General features: G+C 70.5%; 21 protein-coding genes and 1 pseudogene. 7 read left to right on the top strand and 15 right to left on the bottom strand.

Annotated elements, in window-relative coordinates; genetic code table 11:
• Window positions 1–46: 46 nt before the first annotated feature.
• The 5 genes from Raf01_RS43610 to ppdK all read right to left on the bottom strand — a co-directional run bounded on the left by Raf01_RS43610 (window position 47) and on the right by ppdK (window position 7,084).
• Window positions 47–1,300 (bottom strand): NAD(P)/FAD-dependent oxidoreductase, encoded by a 1,254-nt coding sequence (locus tag Raf01_RS43610; protein ID WP_203924033.1) that lies wholly within the window; start codon window positions 1,298–1,300, stop codon window positions 47–49.
• Between the two features lie 96 nt (window positions 1,301–1,396).
• The gene (locus Raf01_RS43605; RefSeq protein WP_203924032.1) at window positions 1,397–2,734 is read right to left on the bottom strand and encodes a deoxyguanosinetriphosphate triphosphohydrolase; all 1,338 of its coding nucleotides are present in this window, start codon (window positions 2,732–2,734) and stop codon (window positions 1,397–1,399) included.
• Window positions 2,718–3,848 carry an AI-2E family transporter gene (locus Raf01_RS43600; RefSeq protein ID WP_203924031.1) on the bottom strand — a complete coding sequence of 377 codons (1,131 nt, stop codon included), beginning with the start codon at window positions 3,846–3,848 and terminating at the stop codon, window positions 2,718–2,720. The genes Raf01_RS43605 and Raf01_RS43600 overlap by 17 nt, the downstream gene beginning before the upstream one ends.
• 109 nt (window positions 3,849–3,957) lie before the next feature.
• On the bottom strand, window positions 3,958–4,305 hold the full coding sequence (locus tag Raf01_RS43595) for a VOC family protein (RefSeq protein WP_203924030.1): 348 nt from the start codon (window positions 4,303–4,305) through the stop codon (window positions 3,958–3,960).
• 97 nt (window positions 4,306–4,402) lie between these two features.
• Window positions 4,403–7,084 (bottom strand): pyruvate, phosphate dikinase, encoded by a 2,682-nt coding sequence (gene ppdK / locus Raf01_RS43590; RefSeq protein WP_203924029.1) that lies wholly within the window; start codon window positions 7,082–7,084, stop codon window positions 4,403–4,405.
• A gap of 694 nt (window positions 7,085–7,778) precedes the next feature.
• Between ppdK and dusB the strand changes: the two genes are divergently transcribed.
• Entirely contained in the window at window positions 7,779–8,888 is a 1,110-nt protein-coding gene (gene dusB / locus Raf01_RS43585; RefSeq protein WP_275413192.1) for a tRNA dihydrouridine synthase DusB, read from the top strand.
• Between the two features lie 15 nt (window positions 8,889–8,903).
• Here the strand turns inward: dusB and Raf01_RS43580 are convergent, their stop codons facing one another.
• The 4 genes from Raf01_RS43580 to hrpA all read right to left on the bottom strand — a co-directional run bounded on the left by Raf01_RS43580 (window position 8,904) and on the right by hrpA (window position 16,295).
• Window positions 8,904–10,529: an asparagine synthetase B family protein gene (locus Raf01_RS43580; protein WP_203924028.1), complete on the bottom strand. Its 1,626-nt coding sequence runs from the start codon at window positions 10,527–10,529 to the stop codon at window positions 8,904–8,906.
• A gap of 1 nt (window position 10,530) precedes the next feature.
• The gene (locus Raf01_RS43575) at window positions 10,531–11,400 is read right to left on the bottom strand and encodes a DUF5715 family protein (RefSeq protein WP_203924027.1); all 870 of its coding nucleotides are present in this window, start codon (window positions 11,398–11,400) and stop codon (window positions 10,531–10,533) included.
• A 394-nt stretch (window positions 11,401–11,794) separates the two neighbouring features.
• On the bottom strand, window positions 11,795–12,346 hold the full coding sequence (locus Raf01_RS43570; protein ID WP_203924026.1) for a universal stress protein: 552 nt from the start codon (window positions 12,344–12,346) through the stop codon (window positions 11,795–11,797).
• Window positions 12,347–12,392: 46 nt separating this feature from the next.
• Window positions 12,393–16,295 carry an ATP-dependent RNA helicase HrpA gene (gene hrpA / locus Raf01_RS43565; protein WP_373319759.1) on the bottom strand — a complete coding sequence of 1,301 codons (3,903 nt, stop codon included), beginning with the start codon at window positions 16,293–16,295 and terminating at the stop codon, window positions 12,393–12,395.
• Here hrpA and Raf01_RS43560 point away from each other — a divergent pair.
• The 3 genes from Raf01_RS43560 to Raf01_RS43550 all read left to right on the top strand — a co-directional run bounded on the left by Raf01_RS43560 (window position 16,260) and on the right by Raf01_RS43550 (window position 18,530).
• Window positions 16,260–16,745, top strand: coding sequence for an XdhC family protein (locus Raf01_RS43560; protein WP_203924024.1), 486 nt, complete (start codon window positions 16,260–16,262; stop codon window positions 16,743–16,745). The two genes, hrpA and Raf01_RS43560, sit on opposite strands and share 36 nt — an antisense overlap.
• A 112-nt stretch (window positions 16,746–16,857) precedes the next feature.
• Window positions 16,858–17,361, top strand: coding sequence for a SigE family RNA polymerase sigma factor (locus Raf01_RS43555; RefSeq protein ID WP_203924043.1), 504 nt, complete (start codon window positions 16,858–16,860; stop codon window positions 17,359–17,361).
• Window positions 17,358–18,530, top strand: a complete 1,173-nt coding sequence (locus Raf01_RS43550; RefSeq protein ID WP_203924023.1) for a hypothetical protein — start codon at window positions 17,358–17,360, stop codon at window positions 18,528–18,530. Before Raf01_RS43555 ends, Raf01_RS43550 begins: the two co-directional genes overlap by 4 nt.
• 108 nt (window positions 18,531–18,638) lie before the next feature.
• Here Raf01_RS43550 and Raf01_RS43545 read toward each other — a convergent pair whose 3' ends face one another.
• The 4 genes from Raf01_RS43545 to Raf01_RS43530 form a co-directional block, all read right to left on the bottom strand.
• Complete coding sequence (locus Raf01_RS43545) at window positions 18,639–19,460, bottom strand: SGNH/GDSL hydrolase family protein (protein ID WP_203924022.1); 822 nt, start codon at window positions 19,458–19,460, stop codon at window positions 18,639–18,641.
• 180 nt (window positions 19,461–19,640) lie between these two features.
• On the bottom strand, window positions 19,641–21,020 hold the full coding sequence (locus tag Raf01_RS43540) for a glycine--tRNA ligase (protein ID WP_203924021.1): 1,380 nt from the start codon (window positions 21,018–21,020) through the stop codon (window positions 19,641–19,643).
• Window positions 21,021–21,134: 114 nt separating this feature from the next.
• Window positions 21,135–21,833, bottom strand: a complete 699-nt coding sequence (locus Raf01_RS43535; RefSeq protein WP_203924020.1) for a hypothetical protein — start codon at window positions 21,831–21,833, stop codon at window positions 21,135–21,137.
• Window positions 21,830–22,189, bottom strand: a complete 360-nt coding sequence (locus Raf01_RS43530) for an antibiotic biosynthesis monooxygenase family protein (protein WP_203924019.1) — start codon at window positions 22,187–22,189, stop codon at window positions 21,830–21,832. The genes Raf01_RS43535 and Raf01_RS43530 overlap by 4 nt, the downstream gene beginning before the upstream one ends.
• Before the next feature lie 66 nt (window positions 22,190–22,255).
• Between Raf01_RS43530 and Raf01_RS43525 the strand changes: the two genes are divergently transcribed.
• From Raf01_RS43525 to Raf01_RS43515, 3 genes and pseudogenes are all read left to right on the top strand, one after another.
• On the top strand, window positions 22,256–22,501 hold the full coding sequence (locus Raf01_RS43525; protein WP_203924018.1) for a hypothetical protein: 246 nt from the start codon (window positions 22,256–22,258) through the stop codon (window positions 22,499–22,501).
• A 19-nt stretch (window positions 22,502–22,520) separates the two neighbouring features.
• Window positions 22,521–22,805 (top strand): annotated as a pseudogene (locus tag Raf01_RS43520) (ArsR/SmtB family transcription factor); the annotation flags it as partial.
• A gap of 226 nt (window positions 22,806–23,031) precedes the next feature.
• A complete protein-coding gene (locus Raf01_RS43515) occupies window positions 23,032–23,661 on the top strand; it encodes a hypothetical protein (RefSeq protein WP_203924016.1) in 630 nt (209 codons plus the stop codon).
• Window positions 23,662–23,671: 10 nt separating this feature from the next.
• Here the strand turns inward: Raf01_RS43515 and Raf01_RS43510 are convergent, their stop codons facing one another.
• Window positions 23,672–24,148, bottom strand: coding sequence for a hypothetical protein (locus Raf01_RS43510; RefSeq protein WP_203924015.1), 477 nt, complete (start codon window positions 24,146–24,148; stop codon window positions 23,672–23,674).
• A complete protein-coding gene (locus tag Raf01_RS43505) occupies window positions 24,145–24,669 on the bottom strand; it encodes a SigE family RNA polymerase sigma factor (protein ID WP_203924014.1) in 525 nt (174 codons plus the stop codon). The genes Raf01_RS43510 and Raf01_RS43505 overlap by 4 nt, the downstream gene beginning before the upstream one ends.
• Window positions 24,670–24,691 lie beyond the last annotated feature (22 nt).

Below are 24,691 nucleotides of genomic sequence, written 5' to 3'. Positions count from 1 at the left end.
TCGGCCCGGGTGTGATCGGCCGGACGGTCGCGCGGGATTCGCCCGTTCAGATGATCAATTCGGTCAGCGGCACCTGCGGATCGGCGAGCTTGTCCAGGTTCACTTTTCCGCCCGAATAGCCGGCCCGGATCAGCGCCTGAACGTCGTCGGTCACGTCCCAGACGTTGACGTTCATCCCGGCCAGTACCCGGTCGTCCTTGACCCAGAACGCGATGAACTCCGGCACCTTGCCGTCCACAAAGGACGGATCACCGCGGTACACGATCCGGTCGTAGCCGCCCGGCTCGACATAGCCCGAGTACTCCATGCCCAGGTCGTACTGGTCGGTGAAGAAGTACGGCACCCGGTCGTAGGTCACGTCCTCGCCGGCCATCGACCGGCCCGCGGCTTCGCCGCCATTGAGCGCGTTGGCCCAGTGCTCCACCCGGATCGGCCGGCCCAGCAGAGCGTTGTGCGTGCTGGCGACGTCGCCGGCCGCGTACACGTCCGAGTCGGAGGTGCGCAGCGCGGCGTCCGTGACGATCCCGTTGTCCACGGTCAGGCCGGAGGTCTCCGCCAGCTCGGTGGCCGGCTGGATGCCGACGCCGACGATGGCCAGGTCGGCCGGCAGCTCGGTGCCGTCCTCCAGCACCACGGCGGTGAGCGTGCCGGCCGAGCCACGGAACTCCCGGACCCCGGCGCCGAAGCGCAGCGTGACGCCGTGCGCCTTGTGCAGCTCGGCGAAGAACGCGGCCAGCTCGTCGCCGAGCGGGCGGCGCAGCGGCAGCGTGTCCAGCTCGACCACGGTCACCGTGGCGCCGTACCCGCGGGCCGCGGCGGCGGTCTCCAACCCGATCCAGCCGGCCCCGATGACCACCACGTTGCCGCCCCGGCTCAGCCGCTCCCGGAGCCCGTCGGACTCCGGCATCGTGCGCAGGTAGCGCACCCCGTTCAGCTCGACACCGGGCACGGTCAGCTGGCGTACCCGCGATCCGGTGGCCAGCAGGAGCTTGTCGTACCCGACCGTCTCGACGCCGTCCAGCGTCAGCGAGTGCGCGGCGGGGTCGAGGGCGGTGACCCGGGTGCCCAGCCGCAGGGTCACGTCGTGCTCGGCGTACCACTGCTCGGGGTGCACGAACGCGCCGTCGCGCGGGTCGTTGCCCTGCAGGTAGCCCTTGGACAGCGGAGGCCGCTCGTACGGCCGCTCGATCTCCTCACCGATCAGCATGATCTTCCCCTCGAAGCCGGCATCACGCAGACCTTCGGCTGCTTTCGCGCCGGTCAGCGAGGCCCCGACGATGACGAAAACCCGCTCGTCCACGCTGCCACCTCCATCTAGAGAACTACCGACGTCAACCTAACCCCACGCGCCGGTTCCGGCATCCGGTTCACTCCCCTGCGGGCTTCGCCGGACGGGTCAGCCCCCGACCAGACGGCGGTGCCAGGAGATCGCGGCCGGGTCTGTCAGGCTCGCCACCTGGTCGATGATCACCCGCAGCCTCGCCGCGTCGTCCGGAGCGGCCTGCCAGAGCGGAGCGAACACCGGGTCGAGCCCGTGCGGGGCGCGCAGGGTCAGCGCGTGCACCAGCCCGGTCAGGATCTCCCGCTGCTGCTCATACCACGGCCGGGCGCCCGGACGGCGCATCACGTACCGCAGTGCGAGCCCCTTGAGCAACGCACACTCTGCCCGGGTGAATCGCGGTACGACCAGATCGGCGGCGTACCGGCGCAGCGGGCCGGGTCCGGCGGCCGAACGGGTGGCGCCCACCGCCGCGGCGACGAACCTGCCGGTCAGCACGCTGGTCACCTGCTTGAGCGCGACCAGTGCGCGGTGGCTGCCGTCGTACTGGTAGAGCGGGGCGAGCACCGGGTCGGAGAGCAGCTCGTCGAGCACGGCGACCAGGTCGGACGGCGACTCGGCCGAGTAGGAACCGGCCACGTCGGCACACAGCGCGGCCCGCTCGACGTTGTCGTCGCGAAGGTTGCGCAGCGCGATGTACCCGCCGTGGATGCCGTCCTCGACGTCGTGGACGGAGTAGGCCACGTCGTCGGCCCAGTCCATGACCTGGGCCTCCAGGCAGCGCCGGCCCGGATCGGGCACGCCGGTGCGCAGCCAGTGGAAGACCGGCATGTCGTCGGCGTACACCCCGAACTTGCGCATGCCATCGGCCCGCGGCCACGGGTACTTGCAGCAGGCGTCGAGCGAGGCCCGGGTGAGGTTGAGGCCCGCGGAGCTGCCGTCGGGCGCCACGGCCTTGGCCTCGAGCCGGGTGAGCACCCGCAGGGTCTGCGCGTTGCCCTCGAACCCGCCGCACGCGCGGGCCATCTCGTCGAGCGCGGCCTCCCCGTTGTGTCCGAACGGCGGATGCCCGAGGTCGTGAGCGAGCCCGGCGGTGTCCACGACGTCGGGATCGCAGCCCAGCTGGGCACCCATCTCCCGGCCGATCTGCGCGACCTCCAGGGAGTGGGTCAGCCGGGTGCGCAGGAAGTCGTCCGAGCCGGCCGTGTGCACCTGGGTCTTGGCGGCCAGCCGGCGGAACGCGGCCGAGTGCAGGACCCGGGCCCGGTCGCGTTGGAACTGGGTGCGCTCGCCGTCGACCGGCAGCGTACGGGTGTCCTTGGGCGGCTCTTCGACGCAGCGCTCCTGCTCGAAGCGGGACGCGGCGTCGGCGTCCGGGTCGTGCGCGACGGGCGGACCGGCGAGGCCGGTGCCGCTGGCGGGTCCGGCCAGATCCAGGTCATCGTTGTGGGCCATCGGCGTCGAGCGTAGCCCCGGCCTGCTCCGCATCGCGGGCGCGGAGCACGGGTGTCATGATTACCTTCACGGCGGCGGCCAGCGGGATCGCGATCAGCGCGCCGACCAGGCCGAGCACGGTGCCGCCGAGCAGGGCCGCGAGCAGCACCGCGAGCGCCGGGATGGCCACCGTGTTGCGCAGCACTCTCGGAGCGACCAGGTAGTTCTCCAGCTGCTGGTAGAGCAGGAAGAACAGGCCGAGCAGGATCGCGTGCGGCCACAGGTCGGTGGTGGCCAGCGCCACGATCACGGCGACGAGCGCGCCGAGCGCGGCGCCGATGAGCGGGATCAGGTCGGTGACCGCGACGAACACGGCCAGTGGCAGCGCGAACGGAATCCGCAGGGCCTCCAGAGCGGCCAGAGACGTAACGCCGGCGATCCCGGAAATGATCAGATTTCCGATCATGTACGAGCCGACCTTGTCGATGACCACGTTCACCGCGTCGTTGACCGGCCGCCGGTACCGGCGGGAGAACAGCCGCACCAGGCTCCGGCGCAGCCTCGGCAGGTCCGCCATGAAGTAGATGGTCAGCACCAGGATCAGCAGCGCGGAGACCACCGCGCCGAGGAACTTCTGGGTGAAGCCGAGCGCCTGGCGGCCGAGCCGGGCGGGCAGCGTCCGGGTCAGGTCGTCGATCGTGCCCTGGAGATGAAACCGGTTCTCCAGTTTGCGCAGCCCGGGTGAGCTGGACCGCAGGTGGTTCAGGTAGTCCGGGAAGCTACTGGTCAGCTTGCCGCCCTGCTGGATCAGCGGCGGGATGAACAGCATCAGCAGCCCGGCCGCCACGATCAGGACGAGGACCAGGACGATGGCGACCGCCCGGGAGCGCTTGATCCCGTGCCGGATCAGCCACCGTACCGGCGGGTCGAGGCTGATCGCGATGAACGCGGCGATGAGGATCTCGACCAAGACGTCGCGGACGGCGTTCACCACGCGGTACGCGAGGTAGACCGCCACCACCCCGAGACTGGCGGCCACCGCCCAGCGGAAGACGGTACGGGGGCTCACCGGCTCGGGCGGTGCCGCCTCCTCCTCCTCCTCCACCGACCTGGCCAGGTCCTTCTCGGTCGCCATGCCGGATAGCCTGACATGAGCCGACGGCCGTCGCCCGGCGGTTACCCGGGGTAGTTGGGGCGACGGAGCCCGGAATCAGAGATCCGCTCGGGTCAGCGCAGCGGCGGGTTCAGCCGTCGTGCCTCGTCAGGATGATGAACTCGTTGCCCTCGGGATCGGCCAGCACGATGCGGGCTCCGCCGGCCGGCCCCGCGGCCACGTGCCGGGCACCCATGTCCAGCAGCCGCTCCAACTCGGCGTCCCGATCGTCCGGGTCGAGTTCGATGTGCAGCCGGCCACGATCCGGTCTCGCGGCCGGCGCCCGAGTGAACAGCAGCCGCGGCCCGCCGTCGCGGCCGATGACCACCTCCCCGGCGACCTCGCGCAGCAGCCGGAAGTCGAGCACCTCCGCCCACCAGCGGGCGAGCCGGTTGGGGTCCATCGCGTCGACGACGACGGAGTACCACCGGCTGCCCATGCATACCTCCGCGTTACCCGGGATGTCCGGCACAGGTTACGCGCTGGACATCCCGGCCACGCACCCGGACGGTGGCCGGGCCGGTGTCTGGCAACCGTCAGCGGCTGTCCGATCCCCCCGTCTCGATCGCGGCGCGACCCGCCTCCAGCCGGGCCACCGGGACTCGGAACGGCGAGCAGGACACGTAATCCAGGCCGACCTCGTGGAAGAAGTGCACCGAGTCCGGGTCGCCGCCGTGCTCGCCGCACACTCCGATCTTGAGGTCCGGACGGATCGCCCGGCTCTCGCTCACCGCGATGGTGATCAGGCGGCCCACACCGTCCCGGTCGATCGACTCGAACGGGGACACCCGGAAGATGCCCAGATCCAGGTACCGCGAGAAGAACGAGCCCTCCACGTCGTCCCGGGAGAAGCCCCAACCCATCTGGGTCAGGTCGTTGGTTCCGAAGGAGAAGAACTCGGCCGCCTGAGCGATCTGCGCGGCGGTCAGCGCCGCCCGGGGCACCTCGATCATCGTCCCGATCAGGGTGTGCGGGGTGTTGTCCACCTCGTCCAGTACGGTCAGCGCCTCGGCCTTCACCGTCTCCAACTCCTGTACGGCGCCGACCAGCGGCACCATGACCTCCGGATGCGGATCCTCGCCGGCCAGGCCGACCGACGCCGCCGCCTCCGCGATCGCCCGCACCTGCATCGCGAACAGCCCCGGGATCACCAAACCCAGGCGCACGCCGCGCAGGCCGAGCATCGGGTTCTCCTCGTGCATCCGGCGCACCGCGGCCAGCAGCCTGCGGTCCCGGCCCGGATCCTCGCCGCGCTCCTCGGCGAGGGCCACCCGCACCGACAGGTCCTCCAGCGACGGCAGGAACTCGTGCAGCGGCGGGTCGATCAGCCGGATCGTCACCGGCAGCCCGGCCATCGCGGTGAACAGGCCCTCGAAGTCCTTGCGCTGCAACGGCAGCAGCGCGTCCAGCGCCAGTTGCCGGTCGGTGTCGGTGTCGGCGAGGATCAGCGACTCGACCAACTCCCGCCGCTCGCCCAGGAACATGTGCTCGGTGCGGCACAGCCCGATGCCCTGCGCCCCGAACCGCCGCGCCCGCGCCGCGTCCTCGGGAGTGTCCGCGTTCGCGCGTACCTTCAGCACCCGGCGCTCGTCCGCGTGCGACAGCAGCCGGTGTACCGCCACGACCAGCGCGTCGTCGCCCACCTCGCCGGTCTCGAAATACCGCACCACGGCCGAGTCCTGCACCGGCATCTCGCCCGGGTAGACCCTGCCGGTGGTGCCGTCGATCGAGATGACGTCGCCCTCGGACACCGTCGTGCCGTCCACAGTGAACTGTCCACTCGCGACATTCACGTCCAGCGCGTCGGCGCCGCACACGCACGTCTTGCCCATGCCCCGGGCCACCACCGCGGCGTGGCTGGTCTTGCCGCCCCGGGAGGTCAGGATGCCGCGCGAGGCGATGATGCCCGGCAGGTCGTCGGGGTTGGTCTCGCGCCGTACCAGGATCACCCGCTCCCCGGCCCCGGCCAGCTCCACCGCCCGGGCCGAGGCGAACACCACCTTCCCGACCGCGGCACCCGGCGAGGCGCCGATCCCCTGCGCCAACCGCTCCGGCTCATCCGACAGGTCGAACGTGGGGAACATCAGCTGGGCGAGCTGGTCGCCGGTGACCCGCCGTACCGCCTCGTCAAGGCTGATCACGCCCTCGTCGACCAGTTGGCTGGCGATGATGAAGGCCGCCGCGGCGGTGCGCTTGCCCACCCGGGTCTGCAGCAGCCACAGCTTGCCGCGCTCGATGGTGAACTCGATGTCACACAGGTCGCGGTAGTGCCCCTCCAGGGTCTCCATGGCACGCATCAGGCTGTCGAAACTGGCCTTGTCCAGCTGCTCCAGCTCGTCCAGCGACACGGTGTTGCGGATGCCGGCCACCACGTCTTCACCCTGGGCGTTGGCGAGATAGTCGCCGTACACGCCCTGGCGCCCGCTGGCCGGGTCGCGGGTGAAGGCCACGCCGGTGCCCGAGTCCGAACCCAGGTTGCCGAAGACCATCGCGACCACGTTGACCGCCGTACCGAGGTCGGACGGGATGCGCTCCTGGCGCCGGTACAGCACGGCACGCTCGGCGTTCCACGAGTCGAACACGGCACGGATCGCGAGGTCCAGTTGCTCGCGGGGCTCCTGCGGGAAGTCCCGGCCGGCGTGCCGGGCGAAGACGTCCTTGAACGTGGCCACCAGCCCGCGCAGGTCGCCGGCGTCCAGGTCCAGGTCGGACTCGGCGTTCTTGGCGCGCTTCGCCTCGTCCAGCGCCTCTTCGAACGCCTCGGCCGGAACGTCGCACACGGTCCGGCCGAACATCTGGATCAGTCGCCGGTACGAGTCCCAGGCGAACCGCTCCCCGCCGTCGCCGCCGGCCTGCGCGGCCAGGCCGTGCACGGACTCGTCTGTCAGGCCGACGTTGAGGACCGTCTCCATCATCCCGGGCATGGAGAACTTCGCCCCGGACCGCACCGAGACGAGCAGCGGATCGGCCGGGTCGCCGAGCTGCCGACCCATGGTGCCTTCCAACTTCAGAAGGTGTTCGTCGATTTCGGCGGCCAATTCGGGGGGTTGGCTGCCGGTATCGAGGTACACCCGGCAGGCGTCGGTGGTGATGGTGAAACCGGGGGGTACCGGAAGGCCGAGATTGGTCATCTCGGCGAGATTCGCACCCTTGCCGCCGAGCAAGTCGTTCAGGTCTTTGTTTCCCTCGGCGAAGTCGTAGACGAGTTTCTCAACCATGTCGCGCCCTACCTCTCTCGGCAGGGGTGTGCCCCGCCGCCTCGCAGCGGCTTGACCGGCTCACCCGCGTTCCGAACGCCGTGCCCTATGTAAGTGGTACCCCGGAGGTAAGGCCGGACACTAGGGCAGTTCTCACTGCGTTGGCGCCGTTCGTGATTATTGGCACAGGGGTACCCGCCAATCACGTCCGTACCATTCTGCGAGAGCGCTCTCACGCGCACTAATGCGCACCTCAGTCGGATTTCCGTCGTGGCTGAATCGACAATTCAAATTGATTGACTTTTTCTGGTTTAGCGACCAGTGGCGGAGGGCATTAGGCCAAACCTGTGCGACGTGGGACTGTGCTCGCCTCCGCCACAACCCGGCTCCGGCTGCGCCCAGTCGGGTGCGACGTGGGACTGTGCTCGCCTCCGCCACAACCCGGCTCCGGCTGCGCCCAGTCGGGTGCGACGTGGGACCGGTGACTGTGCACACCATCCGCCCTCGGCTTGCCGGCGTGCCGGGCCGGCGTGCGATCCTCGAAGGCGTGACCGGCACGCTCACCCGGCCGATTCCCGGCCCGAACCCGACCCCGGACCCCTCCGGGCCGGATTTCCGCCATGCTCAGGACCAGCCCGCCTACGACCAGCCCGCCCACGACCAGCGCGCCCAGGACCAGCCCGCCCAGGACCAGCGCGATCCGCGGGGATCGGGTTTGCGCCTGGGGCCGTTCTCGGTCGATCCGCCGGTGGTGCTCGCGCCGATGGCCGGCATCACCAACGTGGCCTTTCGCCGGCTGTGCCGGGAACAGGGAGCGGGCATCTACGTCTGCGAGATGGTGATGACCCGGGCACTGGTCGAGCGCAACCCGAAGACGCTCCGCATGATCGCCTTCGGGGCCGAGGAGCGCCCGCGCAGCCTCCAGCTCTACGGCGTCGACCCGCAGACCACGGCAGCCGCGGTACGGATGATCGTCGACGAGGACCTGGCCGACCACATCGACCTCAACTTCGGCTGCCCGGTGCCCCGGGTCACCCGCAAAGGCGGCGGATCCGCGCTGCCCTGGAAGCGGCGGTTGTTCGGCCGCATCGTCGCGGAAGCGGTCGCCGCCGCCGGCGACATCCCGGTCACCGTGAAGATGCGCAAGGGCATCGACGACGACCACCTGACGTACCTGGAGGCCGGCCTGGCCGCGCAGGACGCCGGTGCGACCTGGGTGGCGCTGCACGCCCGTACGGCGGCCCAGCGATACTCCGGCTCCGCCGACTGGGACGCGATCGCGGCGCTGAAGCAGGCGCTGGACGTTCCGGTCCTGGGCAACGGCGACATCTGGGAAGCCGATGACGCGCTGCGGATGATGCGCGACACCGGATGCGACGGCGTGGTGATCGGGCGCGGCTGCCTGGGCCGGCCCTGGCTGTTCGCGGATCTGGCGGCCGCGATGGCCGGCCGGTCGGAACGGGCACTGCCGCGGCTCGGTGAGGTCGCCGCCGTCATGCGCCGGCACGCCCGGCTGCTGGTCGAGTGGATGGGTGTCGAGGCCGACGGCGTGGTCGACTTCCGCAAGCACGTCGCCTGGTACCTCAAGGGGTTCCCGGTCGGCTCGGAGCTGCGCCGGTCGATGGCGATGGCCTCGTCGCTCACGGAGTTGGACGACCTGCTGGACAAGCTGGACGCGGACGCGCCGTACCCGACGGCGATCCTCGGCCAGCCGCGCGGCCGGACCAACTCGCCGGGCAAGGTCGCGCTGCCGGAGGGCTGGCTCGCCGACCGGGACGACGAGGCGGTACCTGAGGGGGCCGAGATCGAGGATTCCGGCGGCTGAGCTCGCCGGCTGCGCTCAGACTGAAGGCTCCACCGTCCGGTCGGCCGGCGGCGCGGACGGCGGTACCGTCGCCATCGCCTTGCGGCGCATCATCGCCCGCGCGTTCCAGCGCAGCGCGCCGGCCAGGTCCCGGGCGTGCTCCAGCAGCGTGTAGTCCTGCCGCGCCGCGATCTGGCCGAGTGCCCGGTCGAGGTCGTTGCCGCACTTCATCAGGACGCTGTCGAAGTCCCGGCGGATCGGCTCCAACAGGTCGTAGCCCATCTCCCGGTGCAGCCGGGCGAACCGCGGCTTGTAGAGCCGGGCCCGGTCATGCAGGCCGGTCGAGTAGGACATCGGGTTCTTCGGGCGCGTGCGGATGTAGTCGGGCAGCACATCGGCGAACGCCTGGCGGACTATCCACTTCTCCTGGCCGTCGCGCACCTTCAGCTCCACCGGCAGGCGCATAGCCAGCTCGACGAGCGCCAGATCGAGGAACGGTACCCGCGCCTCCACGCCCTGGCCCATGCTGGTCCGGTCGACGCGTTGCAGCTCGGTGCGGTACAGGTTGGCAATCTTGTGCAGGAACAGCCGGCGGGCCGAGGCCGGCCCGACCTCGTGGTACATCGGGTACCCGCCGAACAGCTCGTCCGAACCGTCGCCGGTGAGCACGACCTTCACGCCGGTCTCGTGCACCCGCCGGAACAGCGGCACCGACACCACGGCGTTGATGATGTCGCCGTACTCGGTCAGCTCCGCCATCCGGATCGCCTCACGGATCTCTTCCGCGCGTACGTCGCGTGGTCGCAGCTCGATGACCTCGTGCGGTACGTCCAGCTCGGCGGTCAGCCGCCGGGCGTAGGCCAGGTCCGGGCTGTCCGGGGTGCCGACCGTGAACGCCACGCAGTCCGGGTGCGCCTCGCGCACGGTCAGCAGGGTGAGTGAGCTGTCCAGGCCGCCGGAGAGGATGACACCGACAGTCAGGTCGGTGTCGACCCGGACCCGGATGCTGTCCTCGATGGCCGCCCGGACCAACTTCGCGGCCTCATCCGGATCGTCGACGCGCGGCTGGCTCTCGCCGAGCCGGTTCAGGTCGGCGTACGGGCTCAGCACCGGCTCGCCCTGCCGCCGCGACCAGCCGTGGTGGCCGGGCGGTACCTCGCGGATCGCGGCACCGACCGGAACCAGTGCCTTGGCCTCCGAGGCGACATACAGCCGGCCACGGGCCCGCGACCAGTACAGCGGCTTGACCCCCAGCGGGTCCCGGGCCAGGTACACGTCGCCGGTGTCGCGCTCCGCGATGGCGAACGCGAACTCCCCGCGGAACCGGCCCACCGCCTCCGGTCCCCACTGGCGGAACGCCTCCAGTACCACCTCGGTGTCGCTCTCCGAGCGCGCCGGCCCGCAGCCGGCCGCCAGTTCGGCGCGCAGCTGCCGGTGGTTGAAGACCTCGCCGTTGTAGCACAGCACCAGCCGGCCGTCCCGGCTGCGCCACGGCTGGACCGCCCGCTGGCGGTCGACGATGCGCAGCCGGTGCACCCCGGCCAACAGCCCGTCCTCGGCCAGCATCTCCTCGACCTCGCCCCGGCCCGCCAGGTACTCCATCAGGTGCTGGAACTCGGCGCGGTCCGGATCCGGCCCAGCGGCCAAGACGATGCCGCACATGTCAGCCGGCCGGGGTCTCGCCGGTGTCGCGGCGCAGCCGGGCGACGGCGGCAGGGCTCAGGCACACGTGCCAGACCTGACCCTCGTCGATGACGTTGACCTCACCGGTCGCCAGGTGCTCGAACAGGATCCGCTGCAGCGCGGTGTGCGCGTTGAACCGGCGCATCCAGGTCATCTCCAGATCCATCGCGTACCCGACGCAGTGCGCGCTGGGCAGCACGGTCAGGTAGCCGAGGCCACGCAGGTGGTTCTGGTGCTCGATGGTGCGCGCCATGCTGTTGACCCACAACGGTGGCGCGGCGGCGTCGCCGCAGGCCGCCCGGAACTCGACGCCGAGCGCGTTGAGCCAGGCCACCGCCTCCGGTCGGGCGTACGGGAACCGCATGCCGGCGGTGTGCGGCACCCGGTGCGGCCACACCCGTCGCTCCGCCTTGCGCAACGCGCGACCGGGCAGCCCCCGGGGTTGCCGGCGGTAGCGGAAGCGGAGTGCACCCTGCCGGCGCAGCGCGGCGAGGCTGGCCAGATCGTGCGAGTTGACCAGATCGGCCCGGGTCAGGTACGGGTCGAGGTGCCCCCACCACGCGACGTCGACCTGCGACTGCAGGTACACCCGCATCCAGGTGGCCAGCAGCGACATCGGCCCGTGTTCGTCGGGCCGGAAATTCCAGATCTCGCGCAACAGCGTCTGCGCGACGGTCTGCGGACCGCCCGGCGTGCGGGACAGCACGTCGTTCATCGCGGCCATGGCGAGGTGCTCGTGGATGGTGCCGGCCACCCTCACCACGCCGTCCGGCCCGGCGTTGCCGTCGACGGCGGTCAGCAGGTCGGCGACCGCGGCGCGGTAGAGGTCAAGCGTGTTGTCGGATGCCATCGCGCCGGCGGATCCCGTCGCGTCTCGGGATGCCACCGCGCCAACGGCTGTCGTGGCGCCGGTCGTTGTCGTGGCGCCGGCAGATGCCGTCGCGCCGGCGGATGTGGTTGCGGCAGCGGTTGTCGTTGCGGCAGCGGAGAGCACCGCGGCACCTTCCGCCCCCGACGTCACGGATCCGGTCTGAAGATCCCGCCCAATGGTTGCCAAGGCAAATCATCCCCAATCAACTGGTACGGGCACAACTGGGGTAAAGCTAACATCGGCTCATCATTAGCGAACAGCAACTTCGCCGATTTCAGGCATCAGTGAGACACGAAGAGACCAACGAGCCGCGAGCGATGCTGTCGCTCACGGCGCGCGATTAATTCGACTAAGGGCCTGTTGGCAACAGGCTCTAACGCTCGTCGAGCGGTCGCTTGCCCTGCGCCTTGTGGTCCGGTTTCGACTCGTGACGCACGACGAGTACCGGACAGGTCGCATGTTCGAGGACGTCACGGGAGGTACTTCCCAGAAATCTGCTGCTGATCGGCCCGCGGCTGTGCGAGCCCAACACGATCGCCTGACCATCAAGTTCCCGCGCGAGCCGCACCAGAGTGTCGGCCACCGTTTCCTGGTCGGCGGCGGCCATCGCGTCGGCGGCCAGCCCGGCCTGCCGGGCCAGCTGCGCACCGCGTTCGGCCGTGCGCCGGGCGGCGTCGTGCATGTCCTCATCGACCTGGAACGCGTCGCCGGAATCCAGCGGCGCGGCCGGCGCCTCGAACGCGCGCACCGGCAGCGCCGAGACCTGGAACCCGATTCCCGCTTCCCAGACGGAGACCACCAGGGCATGCCGGGTGGCGAACACCGCGGCGCCCTCGCGCAGCGCGTGCTCGGCGGCGGGACTGCCATCGAAGGCGTAGATGACCGGACCGGAGCGCATGACGCTGTCCACGCTACCTGCGAGCACGCTCAGTAGCGGGTACAACACGCAAGAGTGCGCCCTGAAGCGCGGCTCACGCCGACAGGTCGTCCAGCGCGCGGGTGATCCGCTTCTCCGAGATCGGGTACGGCGTGCCGAGCGCCTGCGCGAAGTAGTTGACCCGCAGCTCCTCCAGCATCCAGCGCACCTGGCGCAGCCCCTCGGGGATCGGATGACCCGCCGGTACCTGGTCGAGCAGGTCGCGGTACTCCCGCTCGATCCGCTGGACCGCCTGAGTCCGTTCCCGGTCCCGGCCCGGGTTCTCGGCGAGCTTGTCCAGCCGGCGGTCGATGGCCAGGACGTACCGCGGCAGGTCGGCCAGCCGCGCCGCTCCGGTCGCCTCGACGAAGCCCGGGAACACCAGGCGGCCCAGCTGGTCGCGGACGTCGGTCAGCGACACGACGAGCACCAGGTTGGTGGTGCCGGCAAGCCGGCGGGAGACCTCGTACGCCGCGGTCAGCACCGGCCCGACCCGCTCCACCACCTCGACCAGGGTGCGGCCCAGCCCGGCACGCACCCGATCCTCCAGCGCGGCATAGGACTGCGCGTCCCAGGCCGGCCCGCCGGCCTCGACCATCAGCGCGTCGATGGCGGCGGCGACGCAGTCGTCCATCAACGCCGGCACGCTGCCGTGCGGGTTGCGGCTCAGCGCGAGCTTCGCCTGGTTGGACAGCCGGCCCTGCAGCGCCTTCACCGGCGCGGGAACGTTCAGGGTGAGCAGCCGGCGGGTGCCGCGCCACATCGCGTAGGCCGCCTCGTCCTCGGTGTCGAACAGCCGTACCGCGACCGAGTCGCCCTCGTCGCGCAGCGCCGGGTACGCCTTCACCGGGTACCCGCCCCGCTGCTGCGCGAAGATCCGGGGCAGCGTACCGATCGTCCAGGACCGCAGCCCGGAGCGCTCGATGTTGCCGGCCGCAGCCGCGATCGCGGCCTGGGTCCGGGGGCGCAACTGCTGCTTGAGGGCGGCCAGGTCCTTGCCCTCGGCGACCGTGGCGCCCTTGTCGTCGACGATCCGGAACGTCATTTTCAGGTAGTCCGGTACCCGGTCGAGCTGCCACGCCTCGCGCGGCACCACCACGCCGGTCAGCCGGTGCAGTTCCCGCTCCAGCCCGTCCAGCAACGGCTCGGCGTACGGCGTCAGGCCGGACAGCGCCGCCCGGGCGTGGTCCGGGGCGGGCGCGAACTCCCGGCGGATCGGCTTGGGCAGGCCCCGGATCAGCGCGGTGACCAGATCCTCGCGCAGTCCAGGGATCTGCCACCCGAACGCGTCCACCCCGATCTGGTTGAGTACCGGCAGCGGCACCTGGGCGGTCACCCCGTCCACACCGGAGCCCGGCTCGAACTGGTAGGTCAGCGGCAGCTCCAGACCGTCTTGCCGCCAGGTGTCCGGGTAGTCCCGCGGGTCGACCAGCGAAGCCGACTCGTTCACCAGCAGAGCGGCCGAGAACGACAGCAGGTCCGGCTGCTCGCGCCGGGCCTTCTTCCACCAGCTGTCGAAGTGCCGCCCGGAGACCACGTCGGCGGGGATGCGCCGGTCGTAGAAGTCGAACAAAGTCTCGTCGTCGACCAGGATGTCGCGGCGGCGGGCCCGGTGCTCCAGGTCCTCCACGTCCTCGCGCAGTTCCCGGTTCTCGTGGAAGAACTGGTGGTGAGTCTGCCAGTCGCCCTCCACCAGGGCGTTGCGGATGAACAGCTCCCGGGACAACGGCGGGTCGATGCGCCCGTAGTTCACCTTGCGCCCGACCACGATCGGCAGGCCATACAGGGTGACCCGCTCGTACGCCAGCACCGCGGCCTGTTTGCGTTCCCAGTGCGGCTCGCTGTAGGTCCGCTTGACCAGGTGCCCGGCGTGCTCCTCTATCCACTGTGGATCGACGCGCGCCACCATCCGGGCCCACAGCCGGGAGGTCTCGACCAGTTCGGCGGCCATCACCCAGCGCGGCTGCTTCTTGAACAGCGCCGAACCCGGGAAGATGGCGAACTTGGCGTTGCGGGCGCCCAGGTATTCACGGGTCTCCGGGTCTTTGAGCCCGATGTGCGAGAGCAGGCCGGGCAGCAGGGACTGGTGGATGCGCGCGGACTCCTCGGGCGCGCTGGACAGCGGGATGCCCAGGTCCTTGACCACCTGGCGCAGCTGGCTGTCCAGGTCCTGCCACTCCCGCACCCGCAGGTAGTTCAGGAACTCGGCGCGACACATCCGGCGGAACTGGTTGGCCGACCGGTCCTGCTGCTGCTCCCGCAGGTACGCCCACAGGTTCAGGTACGCCTGGAAGTCCGACTCCGGGTCGGCGAAGCGCGCGTGCGACTGGTCGGCGGCCTGCTGCTTGTCCGACGGCCGCTCTCGTGGGTCCTGAATGGACAGTGCGGCCGCGATGACCAGAACCTCGCGCACGCACCCGTTGCGCTCGGCCGCCAGCACCATCCGGGCCAGGCGCGGATCGATCGGCAGCCGGGCCAGCTTGCGCCCGATGCCGGTCAGCCGACCGTTCTCGATCGCACCCAGCTCGGCCAGCAGGGCCAGGCCGTCGGTGATGTTGCGCCGGTCCGGCGGGTCGATGAACGGGAACGACGCGACATCGCCCAGCCCGGCCGCCGTCGCCTGAAGGATGACCGAGGCGAGGTTGGTGCGCAGGATCTCCGGGTCGGTGAACTGCGGTCGGGCCTCGAAGTCCGCCTCGGTGTAGAGCCGGATGCAGATCCCGTCCGAGGTGCGTCCGCAGCGACCCTTGCGCTGGTTCGCGGACGCCTGCGAGATGGGTTCGATGGGCAGCCGCTGCACCTTGGTGCGGTGGCTGTACCGGGAGACGCGGGCGGTGCCCGGGTCGATGACGTACTTGATGCCGGGCACGGTCAGCGACGTCTCCGCGACGTTCGTCGCGAGCACGATCCGGCGCCCGGTGTGCGAACCGAACACCCGATGCTGCTCCGGGGCGGACAGCCGGGCGTACAGCGGCAGCACCTCGGTCAGCGGTAGGTCCCGACGGCGCAGAGCCTCCGCGGTGTCCCGGATCTCCCGCTCACCGGACAGGAAGACCAGGATGTCCCCCTGCCCCTCGGTGCGCAGTTCGTCGACCGCGTCCAGGATCGCCTGGGTCTGGTCCCGAACCCCGGAGCCCTCCTCCGCGTCGGCGTCCTCGTCCGGCGAGTCGTCGACGATCGGCCGGTACCGCACCTCGACCGGGTAGGTGCGGCCGGACACCTCGACGATCGGTACGTCCGAGAAGTCGTCGCCGTCCAGCTTGCTGAAGTGGCGGGCGAAGCGCTCCGGGTCGATCGTCGCCGAGGTGATGATCACCTTGAGGTCCGGCCGGCGGGGCAGCAGCCGCTTCAGGTACCCGAGGATGAAGTCGATGTTCAGGCTGCGTTCATGCGCCTCGTCGATGATCAGCGTGTCGTACCGGCGCAGCTGCCGATCTCGCTGGATCTCGGTCAGCAGGATGCCGTCGGTCATCACCTTGACCAGCGTGTCGTCGCCGACCCGGCCGGTGAACCGCACCTGGTACCCGATCGCCCCGCCGAGCTGGGTGTCCAGCTCCTCCGCGATGCGCTCGGCCACGGTACGGGCGGCCAGCCGGCGCGGCTGAGTGTGCCCGATCATCCCGTTGATCCCCCGGCCCAGCTCAAGGCAGATCTTCGGAAGCTGGGTGGTCTTGCCGGAGCCGGTCTCCCCCGCGACGATCACCACCTGGTGGTCGCGGATGGCCGCCAGGATGTCGTCCTTCTTCTGGCTGACCGGCAGCGCCCCGGGATAGCTGATTTCGGGTACGGCGGCCCGCCGCCGGTCCAGGCGGTCAGACGGATCGGTACGGGGAGCGCTCATGGGCCCGTCAAGGATAAGCCGTGGGGCACCCCCGCCGACCAGTGATTTACCTCCGCCCGGACGTCTGGCATCCTCGGGAATATGCAGCCCATCGACGAAGCGTGCGCGTTGGCGCACGGCGACGCGGCCGGCCCGGCGGGCGACCGTACCCTGGTGGCGGTGTTCTCCTCGCCGGTGGCGCGGTACCTGCTGCACTTCGGCGCCGACCTCGGCTACCGCACCGTGCTGGTCGACCCGACCGGCGACGTACCGACACTGGACAAGTCCATTGTGGACGGTGAGACGGACGTGGTGGTCACCGACCACCACCGGCCCGAGTTGGGCGAGGTGCTGCGCGACGCGCTGCGCCTGCCGGCCCGGTGGATCGGCGTCATGGGCAGCCCCCGGCACCCGGCGCCGCACCTGCCGGCGCTGCGCGCCCTCGGCGTCGACGAGGCCGACATCGCGCGGGTGCACCGGCCGATCGGGCTGAACATCGGGTCGCACACCCCGCCGGAGATAGCGATTTCCACGCTCGCCGGCCTGATCGCCGACCGCAACGGGCGTCCCGGCGGCTTCACCCACTGACCGTGCTTGCTGCGGCCCGCCCCGCGCCGGGGACCGCCGCCCGCGACCCGCAACCCTGGAAACTCAGCCCGCCGATGCAACACAGCGCGTGGATCGCCTCGTGCTCATAGGTGTGACCTTCGAGGAGTACGTCCAACAGCGTGGCCCATCGCTCGTCCGGTTGGCCGGCCTGCTGGTCGGGCAGCGGCAACTGGCCGAGGATCTGGTACAGGAGGTGCTGGCCAAGGCGTACGCGCGCTGGAACCGGGTGGCCCGCGCCGACGACCCCGACCTGTACGTGCGCCGCATGCTCGTCAACGAGCACATCTCCTGGTGGCGTCGCCGGTCCTACCACGAAACGGTCGGTGTACCGGCCCGGGAGGAGAGGTCGGCCGACGTTCTCGACGCCGACATCGCCGAGCGTGACGCCATGTGGCGGCTGATCATGACCCTGCCCGCCCGGCAGCGCGCCGCTGTCGTTCTCCGCTACTACGAGGATCTCGACGACGTCAGGATCGCGGCGATCCTCGACTGCTCTGCGGTCACGATCCGCACCAATGTCATGCGGGCGCTTGCCACCTTGCGGGAACGCCTGGGTGAGCCGTCCGCAGATGTCACTGTGAGGAGTAAGCGGTGAACCAGATCGAAGATCAGATAATCGCCACACTCAATGACAAGGCCGTCGACGGCGTCGACGTCGCGGACCTGCTCGCCGCCTCCCGCAAGCGGGGGCAGCGGTACCTGAAACGACGCCGAGCCTGGCAGGCGTGCGGGGGCGTCGCGGCGGTCGCGGTCGCCGTCGTCGGCACGGCGGCGGTGGTACCGCACGTGAGCGTCAACGGCGGGCCGGACAACACGGCCGGCGGCTACCCAGCGGCGAACACTCCGTCGGCGCCGCAGCAGTCGGCGACCGTGCCGTCGCCGCCGCTGCCGCAGTCGCTCGAGCCGACACTGAGGCCCGTGCAGGGCGAAGGCACGCTCACGACGTTCCGGCCGCCGGCCACCAACGCGCCCTCGGCGGTCGCCAATCCGAAAGTCGTGGGCGCCAACCCCGGCCTGCTGCACTTCGACATCGCCTCCTCGGTGCTGCCCACACCGGTGACCCTCGCGCAGTGGTCGTCGGTCGACGGGCTGGAGTGGCTGAACGTTCAGGGCGGCGCGCCGGGAACGGGGTCGGTGGCCATGGTTCAGGTACAGGTCAGCAGAGATCGGTCCATGATCGACCCGCTTTCGGGAGACGTGCACACGGTGCGGGTGGGGTCCCGATCCGGATCGGTGGTGACCACGAGCGTGGGGGGAAACCTGTCCTCGCAACTGCGGTGGCAGCCGTTCAGCGGGGTGTGGGCCGAGATTCAGGCGCCGGGAGATGCCTCGGCCGCCGTCAAGCTGGCCGAGGCCGTGACGTTCGATCACGTCATGCGGTGTACCGTGCCGTTCCGGCTGAGCTGGGTGCCAGCCGGTACGACGTTGGAGGGGTGCAACGTCGTGTTCCAAACCTCGACCGGGACTAGCGCGATGGCCTCCGTGCACGTCGGCAATTCGACGGTGACCGTCACCTTCGAACCGGGCGGGACGATACCGTCCGCCCCGCCGACGACGATCGCCGGGAAGCCGGCGGTCGACCTGGAGTACCCCGGCGACGGGGGCGCCAACATCTTCCAGGTCGACATCGACTACGGCGACCACGTCGCCGACCTGGTCGCGGAGGGCCACTACGACAAGTCGACCGTGCTGCGGATCGCGGGTGGATACCAAGACGTGCCCGGCTCGGATCCGAGCCAGTGGCCGGCGAGCCCGCTGGGCTGACGCCAGAAACGGACGCAGGACAGGCCCTCGTCGCCGCCGTTGCGGACCCAGCGGCCCGGGCCGGGCGAGGATCTCCGCTCGCCCGGCCCGGGCCAGCCAGTGGCGCGGTCAGGCCAGCAGCGCCGCCTTCACCAGGGGCGCGTAGCCCGAGGAGTGGCCGGTGCGGTTGGGGTGGTACGACTCGCTGGTCGGGTTGGAGAGGCCGTTGATCCACTCGGTACTGTCGCAGATCGCGTGGCCGGTGAACGCGGTACGCGGATCGACGAACCCGAACCCGTGTGCGGTCGCCCGGGTGTGCATGGTGTTGTCCAGCAGGTCGGCGCCGCCGTTCAGCTCGCTCTGCTCGGACGGGCTGATCCGGGCCAGCGACTGGCAGTCGCTGACGTTGAACAGCCGCGGGTAGCCGACCACCACGACCTTCGCGGCCGGAGCCTTGGTCCGGATGGCGGTGTAGAGCTGGTCGAGCCTGCCCGGGAGGGTGTTGGTAATGAAGGCTTCCGCGCTGGCGATCTGGCTCTCACAGGTCCACGGCCAGGGCAGCGCACACTGCTGGATGACGTCGGAGAACCCGGCGTCGTTACCGCCGACCGACACGGTGACGTAGGTCGTGCTGGCGTTCAGGCTGCCGAGCTGAGTGTTGAGCACGTCGGCTACCTTGGCGCCGCCGCAGGCGGCGAAGGTGAGGGTCGCGCCGAGGCTGGAGGCGTCGAGTTCCGGGTACGCGTACGTCGAGCGTTGGCAGCTGGTTCCGTCGGAGATGTAGGTCCGGGTACCGACGCCGGAGGAGTACGAGTCGCCGAGCGCGGTGTAGGTGACGGTGGCCGCGGCGGCGGGCAGCGCCCCGGCCACCAGGCCGGCGGTGGTCACGAGGACGGTGACGGCGGTCGTCACGAGGACGCGACGCCGCCCGGACAGCACAGAGCTTCGCATGGGCGCTCCTGCGGGAATATTGACACATGTCAAACAACCTGATCAACAGATCATGACCGCAGGAGGCATCACAATCAATACCTCGGCGTGGCGGACCCGTAACCGCCCGCCAAACTCGTCGGGACCCGGGTACGCGAAAGGGCCGGGCCCGTGTGGACCCGACCCTCTATGGCGCGACGATCAGCAGCCGGGAAGCCGCTCGATCAGGTACCGCTCGACCTGATCGATGGAGATGCGCTCCTGGCTCATGGTGTCCCGGTCCCGTACGGTGACCGCGTTGTCCTGCAACGTGTCGAAGTCCACGGTCACGCAGAACGGGGTACCGATCTCGTCCTGGCGCCGGTAGCGCCGGCCGATCGCCTGGGAGTCGTCGAACTCCACGTTCCACCGCTGGCGCAGCGTGGCGGCCAACTCCTTGGCCTTCGGCGACAGGTCGGCGTTGCGCGACAGCGGGAGCACCGCGACCTTCACCGGAGCGAGCCGGCGGTCGAAGCGCATCACGGTGCGCTTGTCCACGCCGCCCTTGGTGTTCGGCGCCTCGTCCTCGTCGTATGCCTCCAGCAGGAACGCGAGGACGGCACGGGTCAGGCCGGCTGCCGGCTCGATGACGTAGGGCACCCAGCGTTCGCCCTTCTCCGCGTCGAAGTAGGACAGGTCGACGCCGGAGTGCTTGCTGTGCGTGCTCAGGTCGAAGTCGGTCCGGTTGGCGATGCCCTCCAGCTCCGCGAACTCGGTGCCGCCGAAGCGGAACCGGTACTCGATGTCGACCGTGCGCTTCGAGTAGTGCGAGAGCTTCTCTTTCGGGTGCTCGTACAGGCGCAGGTTCTCCTCGGATAGGCCGAGGTCCCGGTACCAGTTGAAGCGCTCCGACAGCCAATATTCGTGCCACTGCTCGTCGGTGCCCGGCTGGACGAAGAACTCCATCTCCATCTGCTCGAATTCGCGGGTACGGAAGATGAAGTTGCCCGGGGTGATCTCGTTGCGGAAGCTCTTGCCCACCTGGGCGATGCCGAACGGCGGCTTCTTGCGGGCCGAGGTCTCCACGTTCTTGTAGTTCACGAAGATGCCCTGCGCGGTCTCGGGCCGCAGGTAGTGCAGGCCCTCCTCGCTCTCGACCGGGCCCAGGTAGGTCTTCATCAGGCCGTTGAACATCTTCGGCTCGGTGAACGTGCCCTTGTTGCCGCAGTTCGGGCAGGAGATCTCGTCCAGCGATGTCGGCGGCCGGCCGTGCTTGGCCTCGAACGCCTCCTCCAGATGGTCGGCGCGGTACCGCTTGTGACAGAACTGGCATTCGGTCAGAGGGTCCACGAACTCCGCGATGTGACCGGAGGCCGCCCAAACCTCGCGAGCGAGGATGACCGCCGAGTCCAGGCCGACGATGTCGTCGCGCTGCTGGACCATGGTCTTCCACCACTGGCGGCGGACGTTGTCCTTCAGCTCGACACCGAGCGGACCGTAGTCCCACGCGGACCGGGTGCCGCCGTAGATCTCACTGGACGGGTAGACGAAGCCACGGCGCTTGGCCAGGCCGGTGACGGCGTCGACGCGATCGATGGGCATGCTTCCTCCAGAAGGATGCCGCCGGCTGGCTGTCGGCGGAGGTCCGCGGGCGCGGACTGTGGAGCTGTCGGATACCGCGAGCATACGGTCCGGGAGGCTTCCAACCCGACCAGATTACCTGGGTCCCCCGCACAGCCTCAGGGCACCGGCCCGGCGGTCGCTGATCACCAGGTAGTCCTCGGTCCCGGTCGTCTCCGGCGTCTGGACCACGGCCTGCACCCGGAACCGGGCGCCATCGGTCACCGGCTCGTGGACCGTGAACCGCTCGACCTCGGGCAGCGTGCGCTCGTACGCGGTGAACTCGTCCAGCGACTGCTCCGTGCGACGGGCGGTGCAGAGCTGGTCGTACGCCTCGCGGAAATCGTGCTTCTCGAGCCCGTCGAGGAAGTCCCGCACCGTGTTGCGGGCCTCGGTCACGGTGGCCTGCCCGGATGTCACGATCAGCGCGCCGAAGCCGACCACGCCGCCCACGCAGCACAGCAGGAGCGCCGCGCCGCCGACGCCCAGGCTGATCCACAGCCGCTTGCGGTCCCGCTCGGCCGGCGGCGCCGCGAACGGAACCCGCACGCCCGGGCCGCGCGGCGGCTGCGGCGGCCACTGCTGGGACGGCCCGCCCGGGCCCGGCGGCACGGGCGGCGCCACCGGCTGGCCCGACCCGTACGGCCCCCATCGCAGGGACGCCGGCTCCGGCATCGGCGGCCGAAACGGGGCCGGCTCGATCGCCGGCGGGTCGAACGGGGTCGGCTCGGGCGCGTCGGGCCGGGAATACGGCGGCGTCGAGGGCGGGAAAGGCGTCGACGGCTCGTCGGTCATGATCCGGGCTCCGACAGCGGATCGGGTGCCCGATCGCTGGTCGCGCCCACCGCCCGTCCTGCCGGATCCGCCCTGGCCAACACCTCGAACGCGGACGGCTCGTCGAGCGATTCCGCCAGCAGCGGGGTGGCCTGCACCTTGACCTCGAACGCGCTCAGCGCCCGCCGGTACGCCCCGACCGACTCCCACTCGGTGACCAGGCTCCACCGGGTCGGATCGTCGTAGGCCCGGCCCAACTGACCTCGCAGGTATCCCGGCCGGGCGGCGAGCGCCTCGACCGCCGCGCCGGCCCGTTCGGTGAAGGTCGCCACGGCTTCGTCATCGGTCGAGATGACAAAGCGGTTGACCACCAACACGTCGCCCTCCGTAAAGGTCTATGGTGCGGTTGAACACGACCGGTCCAGCCTATCGGGGGGTGCAGCATGGCGAGTCAACGGTTCGCCCCGGCCCGGGTCAACGGTACCTACGTCTTCGTGGCCGCGCTGGCCGGCGTGCTGCTGGGGCTGTTCGCCCCGGGCTGGTACGGCGCGCTGATCCTGTTCGCGATCGTGGCCGGCCTGCTGGTCCTGCTGGTCGCCACCTGGCACGCCCGGAAGCCCGCCGAGGTGCTGGCCCGGCTGGTGATCATCGCGGTCTTCGCGATCCTCGCCATTACGAAGATCACCTGAAAACGATTATCATCAGGCCATGGCTCATCCGGACGGGTACGAAGCGGCCGGCGAACTGCTGCGCGCGCTCGCCTCGCCGCTACGCATCGCGATCGTGACCGAATTGGGAGCCGGTGCCCGGTGCGTACATGAGCTGGTCGACACGCTGGACGTCCCCCAGCCGCTGGTCTCCCAGCACCTGCGGGTTCTGCGCGGGGCCGGGGTGGTCCGCGGCGACCGGCGCGGCCGGGAGATCGAGTACTCGCTGACCGACCAGCACATCGCCCACATCGTCGCGGACGCGATCAGCCACGCCGGGGAGAGCCGCCCGGCCAAGCGGGCCGGCCGGGTCGCCCCCTCCCGCCCGGAGCAGCCCGACGCCGCCCCGCCCGCGGCCCGCGCTGGCTGAGCCCGACGGCGGCCTTCGCCTCGCGGCCCGCGCCCGCCTCGCCGCCCGCGCCCGCCTCGCCGCCCGCGCCGGCTAGGGATCTTGTCGAGCGCGGCGCGTCGATCGAGATGCGCGGTCCCGGGTCCCGGAGGACCCTGGACTCATGAAGATCTATGCCGATGTACCCGCCACCCGCATCCGGCAGCTGTTCACCGATCTGTTCATCGTCGCCTGGCTGTGGTTCTGGATCTGGCTCGCGGTGAAGCTCTACCACCTCGTACTCAAACTCGCCGTACCCGGCCAGAAGCTGTCCGGCGCGGGCGACGACATGGCCGGCGGGCTACACGACGCGGGCTCCACAGTGGACAAGGTGCCCGGTATCGGGGGCCACCTGTCCACGCCCTTCGACAAGGCCGCGGACGCCGCCCGGTCGCTGGCCGACGCCGGCCGGGAACAGGTCGCGCTCGTGCACGACCTGGCCTGGGCGATGTCCCTGGCGCTGCTGGCCGGTCCGGTCATCGTGGTACTCGCGATCTGGCTGCCGCTGCGCCTGCGCTGGATCCGCCGGGCCAGCGCGGCGGCCGGGCTGCGCTCGGACACCGCCGGCCGGGATCTGCTCGCGCTGCGCGCCCTGGCCAACCAGCCGCTGCGCCGGCTGACCAAGGTGAACACCGATCCGGTAGCGGCTTGGCGCAGCGGCGATTCGGAGACCGTGGACGCCCTGGCGGCGCTGGAACTGCGACGGCTCGGAGTACGGATGCGGTCGGAGAATCTGGCCGTGACCGGGCGGTGAGTCTCTTCTGTCAGTGCGCCTTCTCGCTGTGCCCGGGGATAGGTACGGGGCTGGTGCTGGGCCCGGGCGCCTGCTCGCTGTGCCCCGCGGTGGGCACCGGGCTCGTGCTGGGCCCGGGCGCCTGCTCGCTGTGCCCCGCGGTGGGCACCGGGCTCGTGCTGGGCCCGGGGGCACGGAAGCTCTGCCCCGGCGCGGGCTGGCTCTGCCCCGGACCCGGCCAGCTCTGACTCGGCGCGGGACTGGTGCTGGGTCCGGGGCCCGTCGATGCCGATGTCGGTCTCGCCGGCGCGCCGTTCTGAGGCGGGTTGATGCTGGCGAGAGCCAGCGGCGTCACGCCCAGTGCGAGAGCGACGACGGCCGCCGCTCCGGTACCGAGCAGAATCGCCCGGCGCCGGACGGCGCCGCTCATTGCCTTGTCCGTGAGGTCCACGGGTACTGCCTCCTCTGCTATGTCGCGCAGGATCGCGCGGATCGTTTCCTCGCTCATCGCCTCACCTCGGTGCCTTGCCTGGCCGGGGCCCCCAGTTCTGGTGCGACCGCTCGGAACCTGGCCATCGCGCGGGCGGTCTGGCTGCGTACGGTGCCGACCGAGCAGTTCATCAACTCGGCCACCTGCTGTTCTGGCAGGTCCTCGAAGTAGCGCAGTACCAGCACCGTGCGCTGTCGCGGGGTGAGCTGCCGTAACGCCTCGCCGACCACGACCCGCAGGTCGGTACCGGTGCTGGGATCGGCCGCCGGCCGGTCCGGCATCGGATGGGTCGGCGACTCGCGGCGCCGGGTGAACCGGCGCCACCAACTGATCTGTTCGCGGTACATGACCCGGCGGACGTACGCCTCGGGGTCGGTGTGCCGGATGGAGCTGAACCGGGCGGCGGTACGGGTCAGCGCGTTCTGCAACAGGTCCTCGGCGTCGTGCTGGTTGCCGGCCAGCAGATACGCGGTACGCATGAGCGCCGGCGTACGAGCCGCCACGAACTCCCGGAACTTCTGCCGTTCCTCGCCGTTCACCGCACCTCCCCGGGCTTCGTAA

Source organism: Rugosimonospora africana, from assembly GCF_016862975.1.
In the GTDB taxonomy this organism is placed as follows: Bacteria; Actinomycetota; Actinomycetes; order Mycobacteriales; family Micromonosporaceae; genus Rugosimonospora; species Rugosimonospora africana.
This window is presented reverse-complemented; position numbering and strand designations above follow the sequence as displayed.

Bases quoted from the DNA above. Each gene is read 5' to 3' on its own strand.
- Raf01_RS43600 (WP_203924031.1), bottom strand. From the start codon at position 3,848: ATGGCGACCGAGAAGGACCTGGCCAGGTCGGTGGAGGAGGAGGAGGAG.
- Raf01_RS43575 (WP_203924027.1), bottom strand. From the start codon at position 11,400: ATGGCATCCGACAACACGCTTGACCTCTACCGCGCCGCGGTCGCCGAC.
- Raf01_RS43545 (WP_203924022.1), bottom strand. From the start codon at position 19,460: ATGCGAAGCTCTGTGCTGTCCGGGCGGCGTCGCGTCCTCGTGACGACC.
- Raf01_RS43560 (WP_203924024.1), top strand. From the start codon at position 16,260: ATGCAGCCCATCGACGAAGCGTGCGCGTTGGCGCACGGCGACGCGGCC.
- Raf01_RS43540 (WP_203924021.1), bottom strand. From the start codon at position 21,020: ATGCCCATCGATCGCGTCGACGCCGTCACCGGCCTGGCCAAGCGCCGT.
- Raf01_RS43510 (WP_203924015.1), bottom strand. From the start codon at position 24,148: ATGAGCGAGGAAACGATCCGCGCGATCCTGCGCGACATAGCAGAGGAG.
- Raf01_RS43605 (WP_203924032.1), bottom strand. From the start codon at position 2,734: ATGGCCCACAACGATGACCTGGATCTGGCCGGACCCGCCAGCGGCACC.
- Raf01_RS43525 (WP_203924018.1), top strand. From the start codon at position 22,256: ATGGCGAGTCAACGGTTCGCCCCGGCCCGGGTCAACGGTACCTACGTC.
- Raf01_RS43595 (WP_203924030.1), bottom strand. From the start codon at position 4,305: ATGGGCAGCCGGTGGTACTCCGTCGTCGTCGACGCGATGGACCCCAAC.
- Raf01_RS43580 (WP_203924028.1), bottom strand. From the start codon at position 10,529: ATGTGCGGCATCGTCTTGGCCGCTGGGCCGGATCCGGACCGCGCCGAG.
- ppdK (WP_203924029.1), bottom strand. From the start codon at position 7,084: ATGGTTGAGAAACTCGTCTACGACTTCGCCGAGGGAAACAAAGACCTG.
- Raf01_RS43535 (WP_203924020.1), bottom strand. From the start codon at position 21,833: ATGACCGACGAGCCGTCGACGCCTTTCCCGCCCTCGACGCCGCCGTAT.
- Raf01_RS43515 (WP_203924016.1), top strand. From the start codon at position 23,032: ATGAAGATCTATGCCGATGTACCCGCCACCCGCATCCGGCAGCTGTTC.